Source organism: Chromatiaceae bacterium (assembly GCA_024235395.1).
Classification (GTDB): Bacteria; Pseudomonadota; Gammaproteobacteria; order Chromatiales; family Chromatiaceae; genus Thiosocius.
This window is the reverse complement of the sequence record JACKMK010000004.1, coordinates 483813-502018: the sequence shown is the minus strand read 5'-3', so window position 1 is coordinate 502018 and position 18206 is coordinate 483813. Positions and strand designations below refer to the sequence as shown.

Below are 18206 nucleotides of genomic sequence, written 5' to 3'. Positions count from 1 at the left end.
GCGGGCCAAGGTGGCCGGTCTTCAAGGCCGGGTCCGGCCGTCGACGTGGATGCGCGCGGCGCGCTACAGGGATCGAGGTTGGAAGCACGGCGGCCACCCGGGCGGCGCGTCCACCCGGGCGACCGCCTGTATCACCAGGCGGCTTCGCGATGCCCACGACCTCCACCGAGTTCGAACTCGGCATCGCATCCGCGATCGACCCAGACGCCGCCGCGGTCGTATCCCCAATTGCGTCCCTGGATACAGCGGGTGTCGGAATGCTGCTTCACCAGCGTGACGCGTTCGCCGGTCCTGGCAGAGCAGTAGCGGTACCGGTAGTCGTCGCTGGTGCAGCGGATCCTCTTGTCGCCGGGGCCGGCATAGCCGCCGTCGTCGCGTCCACCCACCCGGAATTCCGCATCGCAACCGTCGTTGACCCATATGCCGTGACGGTCGTAGCCCCAGTTGCGCCCCTCGCGGCAGCGGGTATCCGAATACTGCCGAACCAGCTCGACATCGCCACGGATGGGGACACGGCAGTGCCGGTAACGGTAGTTTTCGCTGGTACAACGGATGGTCTTGGCGGAGGAACCCGGGTAGCCGTCGTAGCCCGAACGACCGACTTTGAATTCGGCATCACATCCACGGTCGACCCAGATGCCGCCTCGGTCGTAGCCCCAGTTCCGGCCCTGCTGGCAGCGCGTATCCGAGTACTGTCTGAGCAGTTCAACCTGACCGTTGGTGCGCGCCTTGCAGTACCGGTATTGGAAATCGTTGCTCGAGCAACGCAGGGTCTTGCCGGACGGCCTGCCGTAGTCGTCCTGACGGGATCGGCCGACGCGGAATGCCGCTTCACATCCGCGGTTCACCCACACGCCGCCGCGGTCGTAGCCCCAACTGTGACCTTCGCGGCAGTCCGTCTCCGAATACCGTTCGACCAGGGTTACGCGATTGTCGGTCTGTGCGCGGCAATAACGGTATTTGAAGTTGTCGCTCTTACAGCGGATCGTCTGCTCTGCTATCGCCGGCGCGGTGAACAACAAGGCACCAAACACCAACAAAACAATCCCTCTGATCATCGTCTTTTCCAACACCGGGGCCTCCGCAACCGCCTGTCCGACCAATATTCGAGCTCGAAACAAAAGATTAGCCCGCATGGCCGACTGGCGCAAAACCGGCTGCCCGAAGGGGCGCAGCGGTGCGCCCGGGCTTGGCGGGTGCGTCGCCCCGGGCCACGATGTTCGAGCACGGCTGCGCAACGTAGTTGTCTCCGCGCATACCTGCGCAGATCGAAGCGCAGGGATCCGCTGCGCGTGTGGACCACGGTCCAGGCTCAGGGACTCTGCTCGATGAGCTCGCGGGTTGTCATGTCTCTGAGGCGAGACTCGTTGAACGAGACCATTGCGTGAAGGCGCGCGTGGTAAGAGGAACGCAGGGTATCGCGGACGCGCAGGCGTTCGGTGTCGATGGCACCGCGGACCTCGGCCTCGAACGCGTCGCGATTGAAGTACTCGTCGACCTCGAGCACGACCTTGTCGGTCGCAAACCATGCGGCGACCGCTGCGGCCGCGCCACCGACGGGTGCGCAGATCCAGGCCGCGGGGCCGCACAGCAGACCTGCGGCGGCGCCTGCGGTCGCGCTGCCACCGACCCCGGTCGCCTTGATCGCCGTCTTACCGGCGGCCTTCGCCGCGAGCTTGGTGGCGGCCTTGGCCCCGACCGTCTTCGCCAGCGCCGTGGCCACCGCGCCGCCGCCGACCAGGGCGCCGGTGCCTTTGAGCACCAGGTCCCCGGTGCCAAAGCGTTGCCGCGTGTCTTGCATCACGATGTCTGCAAGCTCGGTGAGCTTCTCCGGCTGAGGCGCGGGATGGTCGGCCATGCGCTCGTGCAGCCTGCGCCGTAACAGTCGAAAAAATTCCGACTCGATCGCATCGGCGCCGTGCGTGATCTCAACCAGGCGATGCTGAAATCCGGTTTCGAAGTCCGTATCTTCAAACAGGATGCGCTGCAGGTCGCGGCCTATGTCATCGGATGCCGCGGCAGCCAGTTCGGCGTACTCACCCAGCAGTGAATAATGAAAGTCCAGAAAGTCGGGTATTGCCCGGTACACCGGTGCAAAGGCGGCATCGACCCGTTCGGATACCAACGCATCGATCTCGGCGACGGCAACGTCGAGGTCGCCTCGCACCTCTCGAAACACCTCCGGTACCACCTGTTGCAGTTTTTCCAGATAGGTCTGCGATAGCGCGGGGGGGCTCGCCTCCGGCGACGGGGGCACTTCGGACACCAGCTGCACCTTCGCCTGCACATACAGGTACAGCAGCAGCAGGATCAAGAGGGTCGACCAGAACGCCACCCAGAACCATCGCACGGCATCCGATACGTCACGCCTGTCAGGCATGCTCGGTATCGTCACGTGTCAGGCGGCGATGAGCCGCGTCGATCAGGCCCGCGCAAAGCGTGCCGTACCCCCACAGGCTCAGCGCATCGCCGACCAGGAAGGCGAGCCACGCAATCCAGCGGAGGCCGTGATCTTCGACCAGCGGTGAGGCCTTAATCGCCACCCACCACGATGCGGCCTCCGCCTCGACGCGCATGCGCACCAGGGTGTCCACGATTGGACATACCGCCGCAACCCCGGCGCTGGCGGTCTGCAGCGTCGGGCCCAACGCGAGTCCGTCGTCGAGATAGTCCGGTGGCGGCCGGTCGAGCTGCATCCACAGCAGTATGCCCAGCAACAGGAACACATTCACGGCGACCGCCCAGTGGCGTGCGAACAGGCGGCGATGGCGTTCACGCACCTTGAGCACCGTGCCGCCCAGGTGGAGCGCACCGAGAAAGAGAACGACAAGCAACAGGGCGTCGAACGCGACCACGACAAGCGTTGTGAAGTCCCATGTGGGAACTGCGCTCGCCAGCGCGCCGCTCAACACGCCGGCCAACGCGACGGCGTAGACGGTGGCGAACAGCCGGCCCCGGAGCAGGCGGTGCCACGTCGAATCCTGCTCGAACAGGCAATCGGCGCGGCAACGGCGACGCCACAGCAGACGTTCGCGGATAAAAAGCGTCAGCACGCCGGCAACACCGATGGGCACACACAGCGACCAGCAACCCAACCGGTAGACCACTGCCCACAACAGCAGTACCGCGGGGCCCGCGGCGATCGCGACGACCAGCAACAGCATCGGTCCCCAGTCTGTCCTCATGTCGGAATGAATCGCCCGTATTCGACGTCATCGGAGCCCGCAGTATAGGCGCCATGCCGCGGCCACCGCGAACGGCGCGGTGTCCTCGGTACCGTCGCGATGCGCAGCGTCGGGGCACCGGGTTCGAGAGGCGGTCCCCGAACTGTCCCTGAGGTCGTGTCACCGGGTCTTGCCGGTAACGGGCGTCTGGACTAGGGTTCAAGGACAACCGATTTGGCTCGGTCGCCACGGGCGTTCAACAGATCGTGCCGAATCTCTCTGGTACCCCAGGGTGCCTCGGGAGACACTGGCATTTGAAGCGTTACTGTTTCTATTGCGCCTTGCCGGACCTGGTCCCGCAGGCCGAAGACGGCGCCTTTGCGGCGCTCGATCCGGACCGCTGGCGGGTCACCGCGACACTCACCGCGATATCGGCGCGCCCGGCCCACGCGGTCACCGAGGGCACGCTGTTTTTCCAGTACAGCGAGGTCGCCAACCGGCTCAACTGTGTGCTGTCGCCGGATCGCTCGCCAGGTTTTCCCGATTCCCCGGTGCAGTTCATTGTCTATCGTGGCATCGAGCTCGACTCACTGGTCGAAGCCGATGGCCAGACCTTGCGTCAGGGGGACGGCCTGCTACAGCGGCTGTGGGCCGCACAACTGGATTACAACGCGATCTTCGGTCCGTCGCTGAATCCGACCATCGACCTGCTTGGGGTCGACACCGCTGCCGACGGGGCCAGTGAGGTTGCGACCCTGCTCGCGGGCGACGACGCGGCCCTTGCCCCTTATGCGCGACCGCGCGTGCGAACGGGCGACTACCTCGGGCGATTCGCAACCGACAGCGTCTCGATCGAGGTCGTGCTGTCCGACCCGCGTCCGGATTTCACACTCGCGCGGCTGCGTGCCGCCGAGAATGTCCTGATGGTCGACAGCAGCGGCGCACAGGACGATGCGGCGCGTGATTTCCTCGAGGCCATGCAGCGCGAGCAACTTCTGGCCTATCTCGATCCCTGTCACTTCTTCACTGCATTGTGGGCGCAGGGTGCACTGGAATTTCCGGGGACACCGCCACCCGACCTGGCCACCTGGATAGCGACCTGGTGGACGGCGAAGTATGCGTACATCGACATACGCAACGAGCACGGCCACTCACTCGATTTCTACCGCAATTACGCGGCCGTCGCCGGTGCCCCTGCGAGCGTGCGCGTGCAACGCGCCGCCGACATCCCGCACACGGTCGATTACCCGACCGACGGTTGGCCGTTGCTGCGCGGAGACCTGACGATCGGGGATTTCGATCCGTTGCGGGTGCAGCTGCCGATCGGTGACAACGGACCGACCAGGGCCCACGTCAGCTCACCCATGGGCGAGTACATGGTCGCGCTGAGCGCCAGTGGCGATGCCGGCTACACGACTGCGATCGCGCTGCAGCTGCCGCGTCAGGATCCGGTCTGGCTGCCGACGGTGTTCAGGATCCGCTATCTGCGTCCCCTGGGCGTGCCGGCGGTGGCGTCCGTGGACTACCGGCCGGTCGTCGCGCACCGTCTCGACGATATCCTGGATCTGACACGGCTCGCGGTGCACGATTCGCTGGATGCACCCTATCGGGCGTGGCGCAGCGCACGCTGGCGCAAGGTGTTCGTCGATGTCGGCCCGGCCACCGAAGGATTCGTACCCGCATGGTTGACGAGTGCGATCGACGAGGCCGGTGTCTACCTCTACGCGAGTCGCGCCCGGCGTGCACTGGTTGACCGCGACGCGGGGGAGATGCTCAGCCAACAGGGCCTGATCAGTGACGACCAGCGGGTCGCGGGCGAGTTGCCGTTCGCCGACCTGCGCATCGAAATTCTCGATTGGAACGGTGCAAGCCTGCATCTTGCCGATCTGCCCGGCATCGCCGCCGATGAACTGGTCGGTATCGCACTGACCCGGGACCAGTACCTTACGCTCATGGCCACGGTAGGTGGGTTCCCTCACAGTCCGGCGCTGGCCCGCCTGCACCTGATTCACGTAGAGCACCTGGCGAATGGCGTCCATGTCTTCGCGTTGGTGCCGTCGTCAGCCGGAGTTGCGGCCGACGGCCACTTGCACCCAATGGCGCCCATGCTGACGCCGGAAGCGCCGCTGTTCTATTCCCACTCGGCCGATCCCGCGTTTCTGTTCTCCGATGCCTATCTGGCGGGTCTGCCCGCCGACGTGGCCGAACACCCGATGGCGCATTCGTTCATCATGCCGGACAACCGGGTTTCGATCCGACGTTCACCGCAGGTCGTGAAGGTCTCGGCCGAGGCATGGGACGCGGCGGGCGAACAGGTCACCGACTCCCAGCACAATCTGGTTGGGCAGACGACCGGTCAGCGGCCTGTGCCGATCACGGTTCACGGCAAGCGGCTGGTCGACGACGAGACCTGGTTTCTCATCACGTTCAACGAGGCGACCGAACTGATCGATCCGGCATTCGTGCCGAGTAACTACGAGGACCCGCTGAAGGAGCGGCTCGGTATCGATGCGATCGCGATCGCGGGGCATACCCGGAGCATACCCGCCGGCACCGCCGCATGGGCGCGTGCCAAGTCCGACGCGATCATCGTTGTCGCCAGTTATCAGCGTTTCGAGCGTGACCTGCGCGACCTGCTCGACACGCTGACAGGCCAGCATCCCGACGATTCGCTGGACACGCTGATGACGCGCCTGCGCATGCTGACCAAGGAGCGGCACAGCCTGGTGGGAGCCACCAATCGGGAAGACCGGAACAACGGTGTGCTGTCACGCATGTTCGATGTGCTGATCGGCACGGTGACGCACGACGCCGACGGCAAGATCGTGTCGGCCGTGACGCCGGATCCCGGTCTTGAGGATGCGATTCTCGACCGTTTGCCGCAACCGACGATGTTGATGGGCGAGGCGATCGATACCGCGTTGCTGCTGTTCCGCGATTACACCGCCTTCTACATCGACGGTGGCGACGTCATCGATCTCCACCATATCTTCGTCGGCCTGGACGTGGTGCGCGGACAGCAGGCGGCAGTCCCGCGTACCATCACCAATGCCGAGCTGACCTATGCGATCTCTTTGCCCGGCGTCGATGCATCGCTGCTGATGCCAAACGACTTCTCGCATACCGTGCTCGACGCCGTTGCCGCCGCGCTGTGGGTGGGGGACATCGCGGCCGCGTTTACCCTGCAACTGGATCGTTCCCATTCGGCGTTCGAGAAAGATTGGGACACCGATCATCCCGGGGCATCGACGGAGCGGCGAGGCGAGGCGATTGCCCGCCACTATTTCAATGCCTCGGCGCCCGACAAGGACCTGTTTCCGGATGTCATAGCGTATCTGTTGCGACACGACCTGGGCCGCCGCGTGCGCGGTGGCGCCATGGCGCCACGCGATGCGCTGGTCGCGTCCCTGCGGCGCCTGCAGGAGGATCTTGCAGTGCGTGGTGACGATGCCTATTTCCGCTTTTTCGAGGACGACCTGCGGCGCAAGGCACCGACCGATGACCTGGTCGCGTGGATGGGCGCGATGATCGTGAACTTTGCGCAGATCTTCACGATGCGCAGCGCCGTGATGCAGGTGCTGGAGCAGGCGGCCGAGACCGACGCCGGCGCAGGTGATACCGCTGAACAGTTGGTCGAGTGGATCGAGCGCCTGGTCGGCCTGGGTGACGAGGTCGCGGCGACGATTGCCGATCTGCAGACCGACCTGGTCCCGTTCGAACAGCGGATCAATGCCTACGACGGCGATGGCGACATCAAGCCGTTGGCGCTCACGACGCAGTTCGTTGGCTGGTATCACCGCCGCGGCGGGATCGATTTCCTGGGGCGCTGACACCATGACCCAGTTGGCGAGTCTGCAGACCCTGTTCGACGTCAATGCATTGCGTCGCCATCTCGGTGAGGTGGCCGTCTGGTTCGGCGATGCGGTGCTTCAGACATTGCTGGCCCGCGTATTCGTGCGCGACCTGAAGGTGTCGCCAAACCCGGCCGGCGATGGCCAGTCGTGCACCTTCAAGCTGGTATTGCCGCAGGCGATAGCGCTCGATCTGCCCGTCGGAGGGATGCGCCTCGCATTGAACCCGGCAGCTGTACCGGGCTCGCCGAGCGTACTGGAAGGGACGCTGTCTTACCGTCTGCCGATGCTGCGTTATGCGGCCGAGTTCGATGCGGCGGCGATAGCCCAGGAAGCGCGCGCTGGTTACGACTTCCTGCGCGGGATCACTGCCGCGGATGACCCAGGTCTGATTGCGGCCACAATCGTCACGCTGATCGACGCACAAGATCCGGTGCAGCAGTTTCTCGACGACTTTGCGGACCGACATGGTGCACTCGCGGTAACGCCGACCGGCGATGCGGCCGCCGACGCGAGTGACATTGCAGTGGCGATGCATGCAGCCGGCGTCGACCCCGTCGACTATGTGTTCGAGCACCACATCGATACGGCGACGCCTGCGCATGCACAGGCCCGCCTGTCGATGCTGTTCAGCCCCTCGATCGATTTCGCCCCGGATGATCTGACGCGCCTGGTCACGCCGACGATCGAAGCGGCGGTACAGCGCCTGACGCTATCGCTCGGCCTGCCGCGTTGGCTGCTGGTGCCGATCAAGACGGCGGCGCACAGTGCGTCGGGCGTCGCGCCACAGGTCCTTGAGGGTGAACCGCTTCCGGAGCCGTATCAATGCGAACTGCGTGCAAGCATCGGTACGCTCGGCTTCAGCACCGCGCGCGGTCTGCAGAGCGGCGGCGGTGTCGAATGTTCACTCGACTCGGCACAGATCGGCGCGACGGGACTGCGTCTGACGGTCCCTGCGTTGACGCTGGATCTCTCACCCGGTCAGACGTCGCGTCGGCTTCGCGATGCCGGCTTCTCCGCCGGCTTTGTCGGTGCACATGCACGTGATGCAACCCTGACGTGGCGTCTGCCGTTTGACATCGACGGTGTGCCGGGCGCCGACATCGCGCTGCGGCTGAGCGATCTCGCGATCGGCAACCAGGGATTGTTGGCGGTCGTCGAGCAGGCATGGGCCATCGATCCGGCGGATCCGACCGGTCCCGCCTCGCAGTCGGTTGCACGAGTCGCCGGCGGTTTCCGCGTGGCGCTGCGCGAGGCCAGCGGCACACTGGTCTATCTGCCCGATGACCAGGCGGCCGGCGTCCCCGAACGCTGGCAACTGGGCGTGGCAATCGCCGGTCTGCTGCAGTTGCCATTCGGACGGGCACTGATCGGAGCACGCTTCGCGCTGGAACTTGACGGCGGCAGCACGCGCACCCGCGTGAACCTCGAGTTGTCATCGACGCCGCTGATGGTCGAGTTGGGAGACGGTGCTCGCCTGCAGTTCGATACGCTGGACGCGGGCGGCGTGCTGGCGGGCGACGGCAGCACCGATCTTCTTGGCAGTGCGCGTGGAATGCTCGACGTGACGTTTGAAGGAGTGGTGTTGCTGCAGGGCAGTTTCGATGCCCCGGCGCTGACCTTGTCCTACGCGACACAGGGCCGTCTGCAGATGGACGCCGTCTGGAACCTGGCGTTGTTCGCAGGTACGCCCTGGCACGTCTCGGTCGAAAACCTCCACAGCCGGTTGGAGGCGGTCGCGACCGCGTCTGGCATCGAGCAATTGAGCCTGGAGCTGTCCGGGTTCAATGCCGAGCTGCAACTGGGCGACGCGCTCGCGCTGCGCATCGAAGACTGCGTGATCGATCTCAATCCCGACGCAAGCCCACAGCCGATTCTCGATCTCGGGTTCGACGCGGCATTCGTCGGCCTGATGGCGCGACGGGGCACGCTGAACTGGCGGCCGCCGGGCAGCGCGGAGGCGCTGCAGGTGGAGTTGGGACTGATTGCGATCGGGTCGACCGGCGCGGCGTTTCGCCAGTCGTGGGTGACGGCACCCGTAATGCTGGAACTGTTCGATCAGATGTCGCTGGGTCTGACCTCGGTCGACGGCCTGCTGCTGCTCGATGGGCGCCCCGGCAGCCGGCTTGAAATCGGCGGGCAACTGCAGTCTGCGATGTTCTCCGGTCCGCTGCTGGCGCGCCTCACCCTGCAGCAGGGGCCAACGGCCGACCAGGTGCGGCTGGCGTTGCACGGCAGCGCGGTCGAGGTCGATCTCAACGGTGCGGGCAGCCTGTCGATCGATGTGCTGCATCTCGATGGTGCGCTGAGCCCGTCCCGTTTTGCGCTGTTCGGCGAGATCGGCGGCGTGACGCTTCACCTGCAGGGCATTGCCGAGCCTATCCTGTTGGGCAGCTCACAGATGCGCCTCGAGTATGCCGGCGTCGAGACACGCCTGGAGATCGCGTTGAACGACGCGCAGGTCGTGTTCGACGGACTTGCGGGTCTGTCGTTCGGCGGTGCACTTCAGGTCACACTGGCGGATGGTGTGATCACCGGCGTGGTACTGCGTGGCACGGCCGACTGGGAGAGCCTCGGCAGCTTCGATCTGCCTGCTGGGTTGCCGCAACCATCGCTCGATGCCGAACTCAGTGCCGAGTTGCTGTGGACATCCGGCGCCTGGCAACTCGGTTTCCGCGCGGCGCTTGCCGACGCGGATGCACTGCTGGCGTCGCTGCCGGGCGCATTGCGTCCGGACCTACGCAACATTGCGTTCGTACTGAACGCGGTCCAGCAGGGTGCCGATGGGCACTTCTCCGGTGACGCGGCGGTGTCGCTGGAGCTGCGCCCTCGCGCGATCAGCGGGCTGGGACCGAGCGGGTTGATCACGTTGCGCAGCCCGGGGCAGGGCGGATGGATTCGCGCACAACTGAGTGCCGCGGTCGGCGGGGATGGATCACAACTGTCGCTGTCGCTGCTGGACCTGGTGGAAATCGATGTCGATCTGCCCGGCCTGCCGCAGAGCGAACCGGTGGTGCACATCGTCGTCGAGGCGGCGACCCTGGCCCTGCGCGACGACGCGCAGCTGTCGGGACAGATCGGCTTTGCGGGCCGGTTCGCGTTGCGCCCGGTCACGCCCGCCGAGATCGGCCTGCCTCACCTCCCGCCGATCGTCGACCGACTCAAGGGGTTGTTCGGTGGGCCACAGCTCTCGACCCTGTCCGGCGATGCCACACTGACGCTGCAGTTCGTCGGCGACCGCCTGCAGACCGATCTGCTGTGCACCTTCGGCGAGGCAGCACTCGATATCGATCTGTTCGATCTGCTGCGCGGCGCCGTCGGTGGCGATGCCGCCAGCGCGGCCGACGAGATCGATCTCGATCTGGAGATCGCTTTCCGGCCGCGGCACATTGCGATCAGGCTGGGCGCACTGGCGCAGGACGACGTCGGGGATTTCGCGTTCGAGTTCGCGATCGGCCTGGAGGCCGCCGGCTTCTCGACGACGATTCGGTTGGCGTTGTCGGAACAACGGCTCGCGTTCGGATTCGATCGCCTGGAGATCCCGGTTGCATTGCCCGAGTTGCCGATAGCGCGCGGTGATCTGGATGCCTTGCGGGGCTCGGACGGACACTGGGATGCAGCGACCTGGCAGGCAATCGAGGCGACCATCGACGAACGTCTGGCCGACGACAGCGACGAGCTGGCGCTGAAAATCGACACCTTGGAACAGCTCGAGGCCAGCCCCTCCGACGATCCCGGGTACGCGGCGCAGCTGTTCCAACTGCGCTATCGCAGCCTGCCGGAGATCCGCAAGCGGATCTTCCACGATACGGGCAACAAGTTCCTGACCGGGGCGATCATGGCCGTGCACCGGATGCTCGGCGAGTACAGCGACAGCAGCGCCCAGGCCGCCTATCAGGGTATGGTCGAGGTCTACCAGGATGCAGTCGACAGCTCGGTGGGCTCGCTGCACTTCGATACGCGGCTGCAGTTCGTGATCGTCGATGCGCAGTTCGTGCTGCCGTTCGACAACCCGACCGATATCCGTGTCGAAGGCGGAGCCTCGTTGCAGGGCTTCGCCCCCGACGATCCGCTCAAACCGCTGGAACAGCTGGCGTTCAAGCTCGGGCTGTCGGCCGACGCGGTGTTCTTTTCGGTCGAGGGCGGCAGCGATCCAATCCGGTTGCCCGACTTCGGCCGCTACCCCGGCAACGGGATCGTGTTCGACCGGCTGCTGATCGGCTATGGGTACAGCAAGAACTCGCTGCTGGTGGATTTTGCGGGCGAGCTGCAGCTGTCGCCGCAGCTGATCGAAGACGTCGACAGCTCGGCAAGGATCGGTGCCGGGCTGCGTCTGCCGCGCAACAGCCGGCTGAAGTTCAAGGTCGACCTGATCCCGATCGTGCTCGGCGAGGTGGACTTTCTGCTGCCGTTGCTCGCGTTCGACATCGATCTGCGCAGTACCGAGATGCCCGCGCCCTCCGGCGGTCCCTGCACGCCGGCCTGGGACGGTCTGCAGTTCCACGCGCCGGGAATCCTGCGTGTCGACGTTAAGCGCGCCAAGGTCTCGCCGTTTTTCGGCCCCTTGCCGGCACCAAACACGCTGTACGCGTTCGACATGGATCTGGGTGACGAGGCGCTTGGCTTCACCCAGGTGTGTGACGACTACCAGGTCATCCTGGGCGCGGTACCGATCCCGTTCCTCGCCGACGCCACGCCGTTTTTCGAACGCTACTGCACCGATCTGCGGTTCGCGGGATTCGGCGTGCATTTCGAGCTGCGCCGACCCTTCCCGCGGCGGGACCCGCTGATGGTCTTCGAGTTGCTGGGACTGGTGGCCGATCCCGGCCTGCCGGTCGATCCCACCGGGCATCTCGCGGACATCATGTGGGCGCAGCTGCAGGATGCACGGATCAGCCTGCCACCGCCGGTGCTCGCGATGTTCCCGGAACAGGGGCGGGTGATCACCCGCACGCTCGATGTGCGGATCAATGTCGGTACCGTGATCGCCCTGGCCCGGCACCTGGCCGCCGTCATCGATGCACTGCGCGAGCGTATCGCGCAGGCGGGTGACGAGATCGGCGACCTGGTGGACGATCTCACGCGCGATCCGCCGCCGGTCGCAGTCGACGAGTTGCTGGCGTCGCTGCCACGTGAGCTGCGTCGCGTCGAACTCAACGGCAGCTTTGCCGGCTTCGCGGCGAGCGCGGTGTTCCTTTTGATCTCACCCGGGGAGATGCGCGCGGCAATTCAGGCTGATCCAACGGACACGACACCGTTACCCGACGGTCAGGTGCGTTGGGTCGAAGTGGTGCATGACCGTTTCTCGCGCAATCCGCTGCGTGGATGGCGTGCGATCGATCACGGGCTGAAGCGGGGACAGACGGGCCATTGGCGGGTCAGCGGCGGCGCCTTGCTGCAGGACCACAACGTCGGCGACAACTCGACCGCACGCTATGGAGCCGCGCTGGTGCGCGAGACCGAGCCCTTGCAGGACCTGCGGATCACGGTCGGTCTCGCCTCGGGCGATGACGACGGGATCGGCGTGCTGTTCCACGTACAGGGTGATACCAGCTACTACCGCTTTCGCATCACCTCGGCGCAACGAACATGGCGCCTGACGCGCCTCAAGGCCGGTGTGACCCGGGTACTGCAACACACCGAGGCGGCGTATGTGCCCAATCGGACCTACAGGGTTCGCATCGAGGCCCGCAGCGTGCCACAGCAGGGCATCGCGCTCGAACGCCGGCGACAAGGCATGCGCGTCGCGGCACAGGAACTTGCGCGCACCGCGCGGACCTCGTCGAAACCGCGCTACACGACGCATATCCAGATCTGGGTCGACGATGCCCTGTGGTGCGACGTCGTGGATGCAGACCGCCCGCTGACAGAGGGGCAGGTCGGTCTCGACAGCTGGTGGAACAGCGCCGCGCGTTACACGGATCTTCGGATCGAGCGCGCCGAGCGTCGCAGTGATGATCCGTTGCACATCGATGTGCGTGGCCCGGCGCAGGGTGTGCTGCCAGTCGTGCGGCGGACGCCGTCGGCGATGCCGGCCACGACTGCGACGGTCGCATGGACGGTCGATGATCTGGCGGGATTCGGCGATGAGGACCTGCTCGCCGCGATCGAGGACCGCGGTGTGCCGGCGGTGGTCGTCGCGGCACGGGTAACCCTGCTTGCCGCGCAGCAATATCGCTTCGTCGGGACCCAGTATGCGGACGGACGTTTTGCGCTCGCGACGACGGCGGCGGTCGAGCCGTTGCAGCTGTCGGTGGCGGGCATCGACGTGGCATTGCCTTTGAGCGTACACGGGCGCATCGCGCTGCGTGGACGGGCGGCCGGCGCCGATTCCTGGGCGCAGTTCAGTGCCGCCTTGAGTGGCGAATGGACATTGCCAGGCGCGTTGGCGCGTCTGGTCGTCGGTGTTGAGCGGCCTGCCGGGATCGTTGCCGACAGCCGCGGCCACTTTCGCCTCCAGGGCGACGGCGAACTCCAGCTGTTCGACGACGCGCTGCGTATCGCGGGGGCGGTCGATATCAGTGACGCGCACATCATGCTGAGCGGTGCACTGGAACATACCTCACCGTTGCGGATCGCGGCACAGACGCCACTCTACCGAATCGAACTCGCTGCACAGGGGCGCCTCGGCCCGGGTCGCGATTTCCACCTGACTGCAGATGGCGACCTGCAGCTGCTCGGCGTCGCCTGCACGGCGGTGTCCGCCGAACTGACACCCGATGGACTGGCGCTCGCCGCACGTCTTGCACTCGGTGACAAACCGTCGACGATCAAGGGCTTCGCCCTGGGCGAGGTCGACGCGACGCTGCGCGGCCAGCTGGGATTCACGGGCGCGGCACCGCGGTTGAAATTGGGAGGAGAGGGCCGGCTTGCCCTCGGCGGTGTCGAGGTCGCCGGTCGCGTCGGTATCGAGGCCGACGACGATGGCTGGTGCGCGCGCGCCTCCGGTCGGGTGTTCTGGCAGGGCCATCACTGGTTGCAGGGCGAGGTGGCGTTGTGTGAAGACCGGCTGCATGTCCAGGGTCAGGCGCGGTTCGCGCTCGATCTGACCGGATCGGCACTGCCCGGCAACATCCAGGTCGCCGGCCTGGCCCTCGGTGCGACCCTGGGCGGCCGGTTCTCGGTGCGATCGTCCGGTCGTCTCGCGGCGTGTCGGTTCGATCTCGATTGGACCCTGGCGCTGCGTCTGCCAGGTGCACGCGCCGATCAATCGTTACCGATCATTGCGCAACGAATCGCGATCGACCTGCCGAACCTGTCGGGTAACTCGAGCAACCAGGTGCTCGCCGACCTGGTGGATATCAAAGGCATCACGCTGTTCGATCTGGAGGGTGTCGTGGTGCCGCTGCCGACATTGTCCGCAACACCGCACACCGCCCTCTACCTGCGGTCCGGTGTGCAGGTGCAGCCACCGTCGGTGACCTTCCCGGTCTCGATCCTCACGACCAATCCGGGGCCGTCCAGCGCCCCGAACGATCCGGGGCCTCTGCCATTCACCTACTGGGAGCAGCCCACGCTGAATCCAGAGGGCTTCGAGTTGACGTTCCCACACCTGTCGGACTCCCCACCGCCGTCGAACCCGGGCCAGTCTCCACTGATAGAACTGCCGCAGATCACACTCGACGACGTGTCGCTCAGCGGCAGTATCGAACTCAGCGATCTGGTGCTCGGTCTGCAGCTGCGCTGGCGTGACGGCAAGCTGGGGATCTGGATCAAACAGACGAAACAGTTCCTCGCATTCGACACCCTGTCGCAGCTGGGACCGCCGGGCGACGACTGACGCCGCGGGACCTCTCGGCTCCGAACGGCATCACGGCAACGGCACGGGTTCCGTGAACACGAAATCGTTGTCCTGCATTGGCGTGTGGCAGCCGTGGCATTCCTGAGCGAAATTGGCGTCGCTGCCATAGGGTGTCTGCTGTTCACCGATCCAGCGCGCATAGCCCCAACCGCCGGTCGAGGCATACTTCGCCGAGTCCTTCAGCATGAATTCGGCGTGCACGAACCTGCCGGGCACCGTGGCCGCGGGCCAATGCGAATGAGCGGCATCTTTGAGCACGATCTTGGCGAGGATGGCGCCATCGGGCCAGGGACGGGTCTGACCGGCACGGGCCGCGGCGATCGCGGTATCGTTGCCGAGGATCAGTCGCAGGGTCTGGTTGTCGGTACGGTGCGATACACCAATTGCCCGCCAGTCCTTGTAGCCAGCCGGTATCTCGATGCCGTTTGGCGCCGGGGCGACATCGGCGGCGCGGGCGCCGCCGGCGACCGGTATGCAGAGCGACGCGGCGAGCAGGGCGTAATGAAATCGATGGATTGGCATATTTCCTCCTGGTGGGTTGGCGGGGTGACCGGGGCCGCTCCAGTGGATCGCGCCCCGTTCGAGGTCACCACGGTTCACGGAACGACCGGCAGATCTCCGAGATCCACAGGGCCGTTGATGAAGAACTTGACCTGCTCGATGTTCGAGGCCACGCCGAGGTCCATGAGGTCCTGCTGCGTGCACACGCCATCGCCATCCGAGTCGGGTACCACGTCGGGTGCGTCGTTGTAGATGCCGTCGCCGTCCAGGTCGTCGGCGAGCGCCACGAACAAGGTACTCGATGTATCGACACCAAAGTTGGGTGCACCGATGATCCAGCTGTCCCAGATCTCCGCCTCGTCGTCGTCGACGTCGGTGATCCCAGTCAGGTTGAACAGGTTGGCGACGTTGAGACAGGGCCCGGCGCCAACCGTCGTCGTGGTCAGCAATACGATCAGGCCCGGCAGGCGGTCATCCGCGCCGGCGCTGAAAGTGCCGGGAAACGGCGGCACGTCGTTGTGCGCCGCGGGGCCGGTGATCTGGAAGCCCGGGGTTCCATTCGGGTTGATGGTGAATCCGGTCTGAGCCAGCGGGACATCGAACGCGACGGCGAGGTCGACGATCCAGCCGCGGCCACCGATTCCGACGCGGTGATTGCGTTGCGGCGCGAACACCTCGACCTTCGCCGGCAACCCGTGGCGGCGGTCGCCGGCGCGACCGCGCGTATGCCCGTCGAATCGATCGCTGCGACCAACGCCGTCGTCGCTGCGCGGTGCCGCTGCTGCGGGCACGATCATTCCGCTGGAAAGCCCAATCAGGCCGGCGAACGCCGCCGGCAGCCACCTGTTGTTCATTGAGATTCTCCTGAGTAGATGGGGTGTCGGTGGTGACACCAAAACCGCGAGCGGCGCAGCGGTCTTAGGCCGTTGTGCCTTGCAGGGGTGAACAACCGGCGCGCCGGTTTTATTCCGCGGGACCGTCGATTCGTCCGCGCGCATCGGCCGACAGGATGGCCCGGGATGTTAGAATTCGTGGCCAAAGCGCCGAACCGGCCCGGATGGCGGAACAGGTAGACGCAGCGGACTTAAAATCCGCCAGCCATTGCGGCTGTGCCGGTTCGACCCCGGCTCCGGGCACCACTCACGGGGTTAGCGCTTACTCACATTGGAATCGTATGCCACACTTTTGTCACAGCAAGTGGCAAGAGGTGGCAGCCGATGGCAACGATCCGCAAACGGGAAGGGCGCGACGGCAAGACCAGCTATCAAGTCCAAGTCCGCCTACGTGGTGAGGCGCCAAGAACGCGGACGTTCAAGCGACTGACCGATGCGAAGGCATGGGCGCGGGACATCGAATCAAAGGTATCCCACGGCGAGTACGTCCCCACGACCAAGGAGCGCAAGCGCACGTTTGGCGATCTGGTCGACAAGTACATTCGCGAGGCGATCCCCAAGAAGGTCCACAACAAGGATCGGCGAAACCTCGAAACCCGATTGGGTTGGTGGAAAGAGCAGCTAGGACACCGCTACCTGTCTGAGATCCGGCCCAGCGATATCGCCGAGTGCCGTGACCGCCTCGAACAGCAGACCAACCGACTCGGCAATCACCTGACCGGGGCAACAATCAACCGTTACCTGGCCGCCGTCGGCGCGGCGTACAAGCATGCGGTGAAGGAATGGCATTGGGTGGAGTCGTCGCCAGTCCGCAATGTGGCGCGCAGGGCCGAGTCTGCAGGCCGCACTCGGTTTCTCGATGACGACGAACGCAAGCGACTGCTATCGGCTGCAAAGGCCAATGAAAATCCCGACCTTTACCCGGCCGTCCTGCTCGCGATCACCACCGGTATGCGCAAGGGTGAAATCCTGTCGCTACGCTGGCCACAGGTCGACCTCAAGCGGTCCCTGATCCAGCTGATCGACACCAAGAACGGCGAAGCCCGCACGGTCCCCATCCCGAAGATCGCCGCCGACCTGCTGACTGAGCGGGGCAGGGTGCGCAGCCTGACCGATGATCGCCTGTTCACTGTGCAACAGGACTTCGATCGGTGTTGGCGCGAGGCCCTGAGAGCCGCTGAGATTGCCGATTTCCGATTTCATGATCTACGCCATACCGCGGCGTCTTATCTCGCCATGCACGGCGCGACATTGGCCGAGTTGGCCGAAGTCCTGGGGCACAAGACACTGCAGATGGTTAAGCGCTACAGCCACCTGACCGAACAACACAAGCGCGGCCTGGTCGACCGGATGGCGGCGGGGGTGTTTGGCGATGACTAAGCAGAAAATCCCGAATCAGAGGCCGGAAGTGTTTCGGAAAAGTTTTGAAGAGCAATTCGACATCAATGTCACGACGGAGAAGATTGAAGAATTCGTCAACACAATCACTCAGAATCTTGGTTCGAGCTACGTCGTTCCAAGTGAAGAAAGCACCAAGGCAGCTGCGGCTTTCCTGCTCGAGCTGATCCAAGCCGGGAAGTACGGCGATTCTTGGAATTCCTACAAGAAACGAATCGGCGTCCGTCAGATATTCGGAGAAAAGCAGAAATTCAAAGCTGAATGGGAAACCCTGGACAGCCCGATGTACGGAGTAATGTTCGATCTCGTGCTGGAGAAAATCACGACTGCTGACGCCAAAGACCGGCTCCGACAGCTCGGATACCACGCCAGCGACCGCACTATTGAACGATGGATAAAGGCACTTAGACCGAGAGCCGAGCAGGATTTACTGTTTCGCGCACGACTCAGCCAAACGAAAGGCGTCACTGTGTACCGAAGCGATCCGCAGAATGATGATCACGATCTTGTCTTGGAGTGGGCCGAGCGCTGGTTAAGGTCGAAACGTTCCGCCAAAAAATAAGGCCGAATTCTGTCGGAGACGTCTCTCTAATCTCAT

Annotated in this window: 9 protein-coding genes and 1 tRNA gene; 5 read left to right on the top strand and 5 right to left on the bottom strand. The window is 64.9% G+C overall.

Annotated features, from left to right (window positions below; genetic code table 11):
- Nucleotides 1-131: 131 nt before the first annotated feature.
- The 3 genes from H6955_20775 to H6955_20765 all read right to left on the bottom strand — a co-directional run bounded on the left by H6955_20775 (nucleotide 132) and on the right by H6955_20765 (nucleotide 3185).
- Nucleotides 132-1058 carry a DUF3011 domain-containing protein gene (locus tag H6955_20775; protein MCP5316004.1) on the bottom strand — a complete coding sequence of 309 codons (927 nt, stop codon included), beginning with the start codon at nucleotides 1056-1058 and terminating at the stop codon, nucleotides 132-134.
- A gap of 254 nt (nucleotides 1059-1312) precedes the next feature.
- Entirely contained in the window at nucleotides 1313-2380 is a 1068-nt protein-coding gene (locus H6955_20770; GenBank protein MCP5316003.1) for a hypothetical protein, read from the bottom strand.
- Nucleotides 2373-3185, bottom strand: a complete 813-nt coding sequence (locus tag H6955_20765; GenBank protein ID MCP5316002.1) for a hypothetical protein — start codon at nucleotides 3183-3185, stop codon at nucleotides 2373-2375. Before H6955_20765 ends, H6955_20770 begins: the two co-directional genes overlap by 8 nt.
- Before the next feature lie 293 nt (nucleotides 3186-3478).
- On the opposite strand from H6955_20765, the gene H6955_20760 reads away from it, so the two are divergent.
- The gene (locus H6955_20760) at nucleotides 3479-6994 is read left to right on the top strand and encodes a hypothetical protein (protein ID MCP5316001.1); all 3516 of its coding nucleotides are present in this window, start codon (nucleotides 3479-3481) and stop codon (nucleotides 6992-6994) included.
- Nucleotides 6995-6998: 4 nt separating this feature from the next.
- The gene (locus H6955_20755; protein ID MCP5316000.1) at nucleotides 6999-14795 is read left to right on the top strand and encodes a hypothetical protein; all 7797 of its coding nucleotides are present in this window, start codon (nucleotides 6999-7001) and stop codon (nucleotides 14793-14795) included.
- Nucleotides 14796-14825: 30 nt separating this feature from the next.
- Here the strand turns inward: H6955_20755 and H6955_20750 are convergent, their stop codons facing one another.
- Nucleotides 14826-15338, bottom strand: a complete 513-nt coding sequence (locus H6955_20750; GenBank protein ID MCP5315999.1) for a cytochrome P460 family protein — start codon at nucleotides 15336-15338, stop codon at nucleotides 14826-14828.
- Nucleotides 15339-15412: 74 nt separating this feature from the next.
- Nucleotides 15413-16171 carry a hypothetical protein gene (locus tag H6955_20745; protein ID MCP5315998.1) on the bottom strand — a complete coding sequence of 253 codons (759 nt, stop codon included), beginning with the start codon at nucleotides 16169-16171 and terminating at the stop codon, nucleotides 15413-15415.
- 197 nt (nucleotides 16172-16368) lie between these two features.
- On the opposite strand from H6955_20745, the gene H6955_20740 reads away from it, so the two are divergent.
- The 3 genes from H6955_20740 to H6955_20730 all read left to right on the top strand — a co-directional run bounded on the left by H6955_20740 (nucleotide 16369) and on the right by H6955_20730 (nucleotide 18170).
- Nucleotides 16369-16456, top strand: a tRNA-Leu gene (locus tag H6955_20740).
- A 78-nt stretch (nucleotides 16457-16534) separates the two neighbouring features.
- Complete coding sequence (locus H6955_20735) at nucleotides 16535-17590, top strand: site-specific integrase (protein ID MCP5315997.1); 1056 nt, start codon at nucleotides 16535-16537, stop codon at nucleotides 17588-17590.
- The gene (locus H6955_20730) at nucleotides 17583-18170 is read left to right on the top strand and encodes a hypothetical protein (GenBank protein MCP5315996.1); all 588 of its coding nucleotides are present in this window, start codon (nucleotides 17583-17585) and stop codon (nucleotides 18168-18170) included. The genes H6955_20735 and H6955_20730 overlap by 8 nt, the downstream gene beginning before the upstream one ends.
- Nucleotides 18171-18206: the final 36 nt, after the last annotated feature.

What these genes read in the sequence shown, in the direction of transcription:
- H6955_20775 (MCP5316004.1), bottom strand. Translation starts at nt 1,058, where the DNA reads ATGATCAGAGGGATTGTTTTGTTGGTGTTTGGTGCCTTGTTGTTCACC.
- H6955_20770 (MCP5316003.1), bottom strand. Translation starts at nt 2,380, where the DNA reads ATGCCTGACAGGCGTGACGTATCGGATGCCGTGCGATGGTTCTGGGTG.
- H6955_20765 (MCP5316002.1), bottom strand. Translation starts at nt 3,185, where the DNA reads ATGAGGACAGACTGGGGACCGATGCTGTTGCTGGTCGTCGCGATCGCC.
- H6955_20755 (MCP5316000.1), top strand. Translation starts at nt 6,999, where the DNA reads ATGACCCAGTTGGCGAGTCTGCAGACCCTGTTCGACGTCAATGCATTG.
- H6955_20750 (MCP5315999.1), bottom strand. Translation starts at nt 15,338, where the DNA reads ATGCCAATCCATCGATTTCATTACGCCCTGCTCGCCGCGTCGCTCTGC.
- H6955_20745 (MCP5315998.1), bottom strand. Translation starts at nt 16,171, where the DNA reads ATGAACAACAGGTGGCTGCCGGCGGCGTTCGCCGGCCTGATTGGGCTT.
- H6955_20735 (MCP5315997.1), top strand. Translation starts at nt 16,535, where the DNA reads ATGGCAACGATCCGCAAACGGGAAGGGCGCGACGGCAAGACCAGCTAT.
- H6955_20730 (MCP5315996.1), top strand. Translation starts at nt 17,583, where the DNA reads ATGACTAAGCAGAAAATCCCGAATCAGAGGCCGGAAGTGTTTCGGAAA.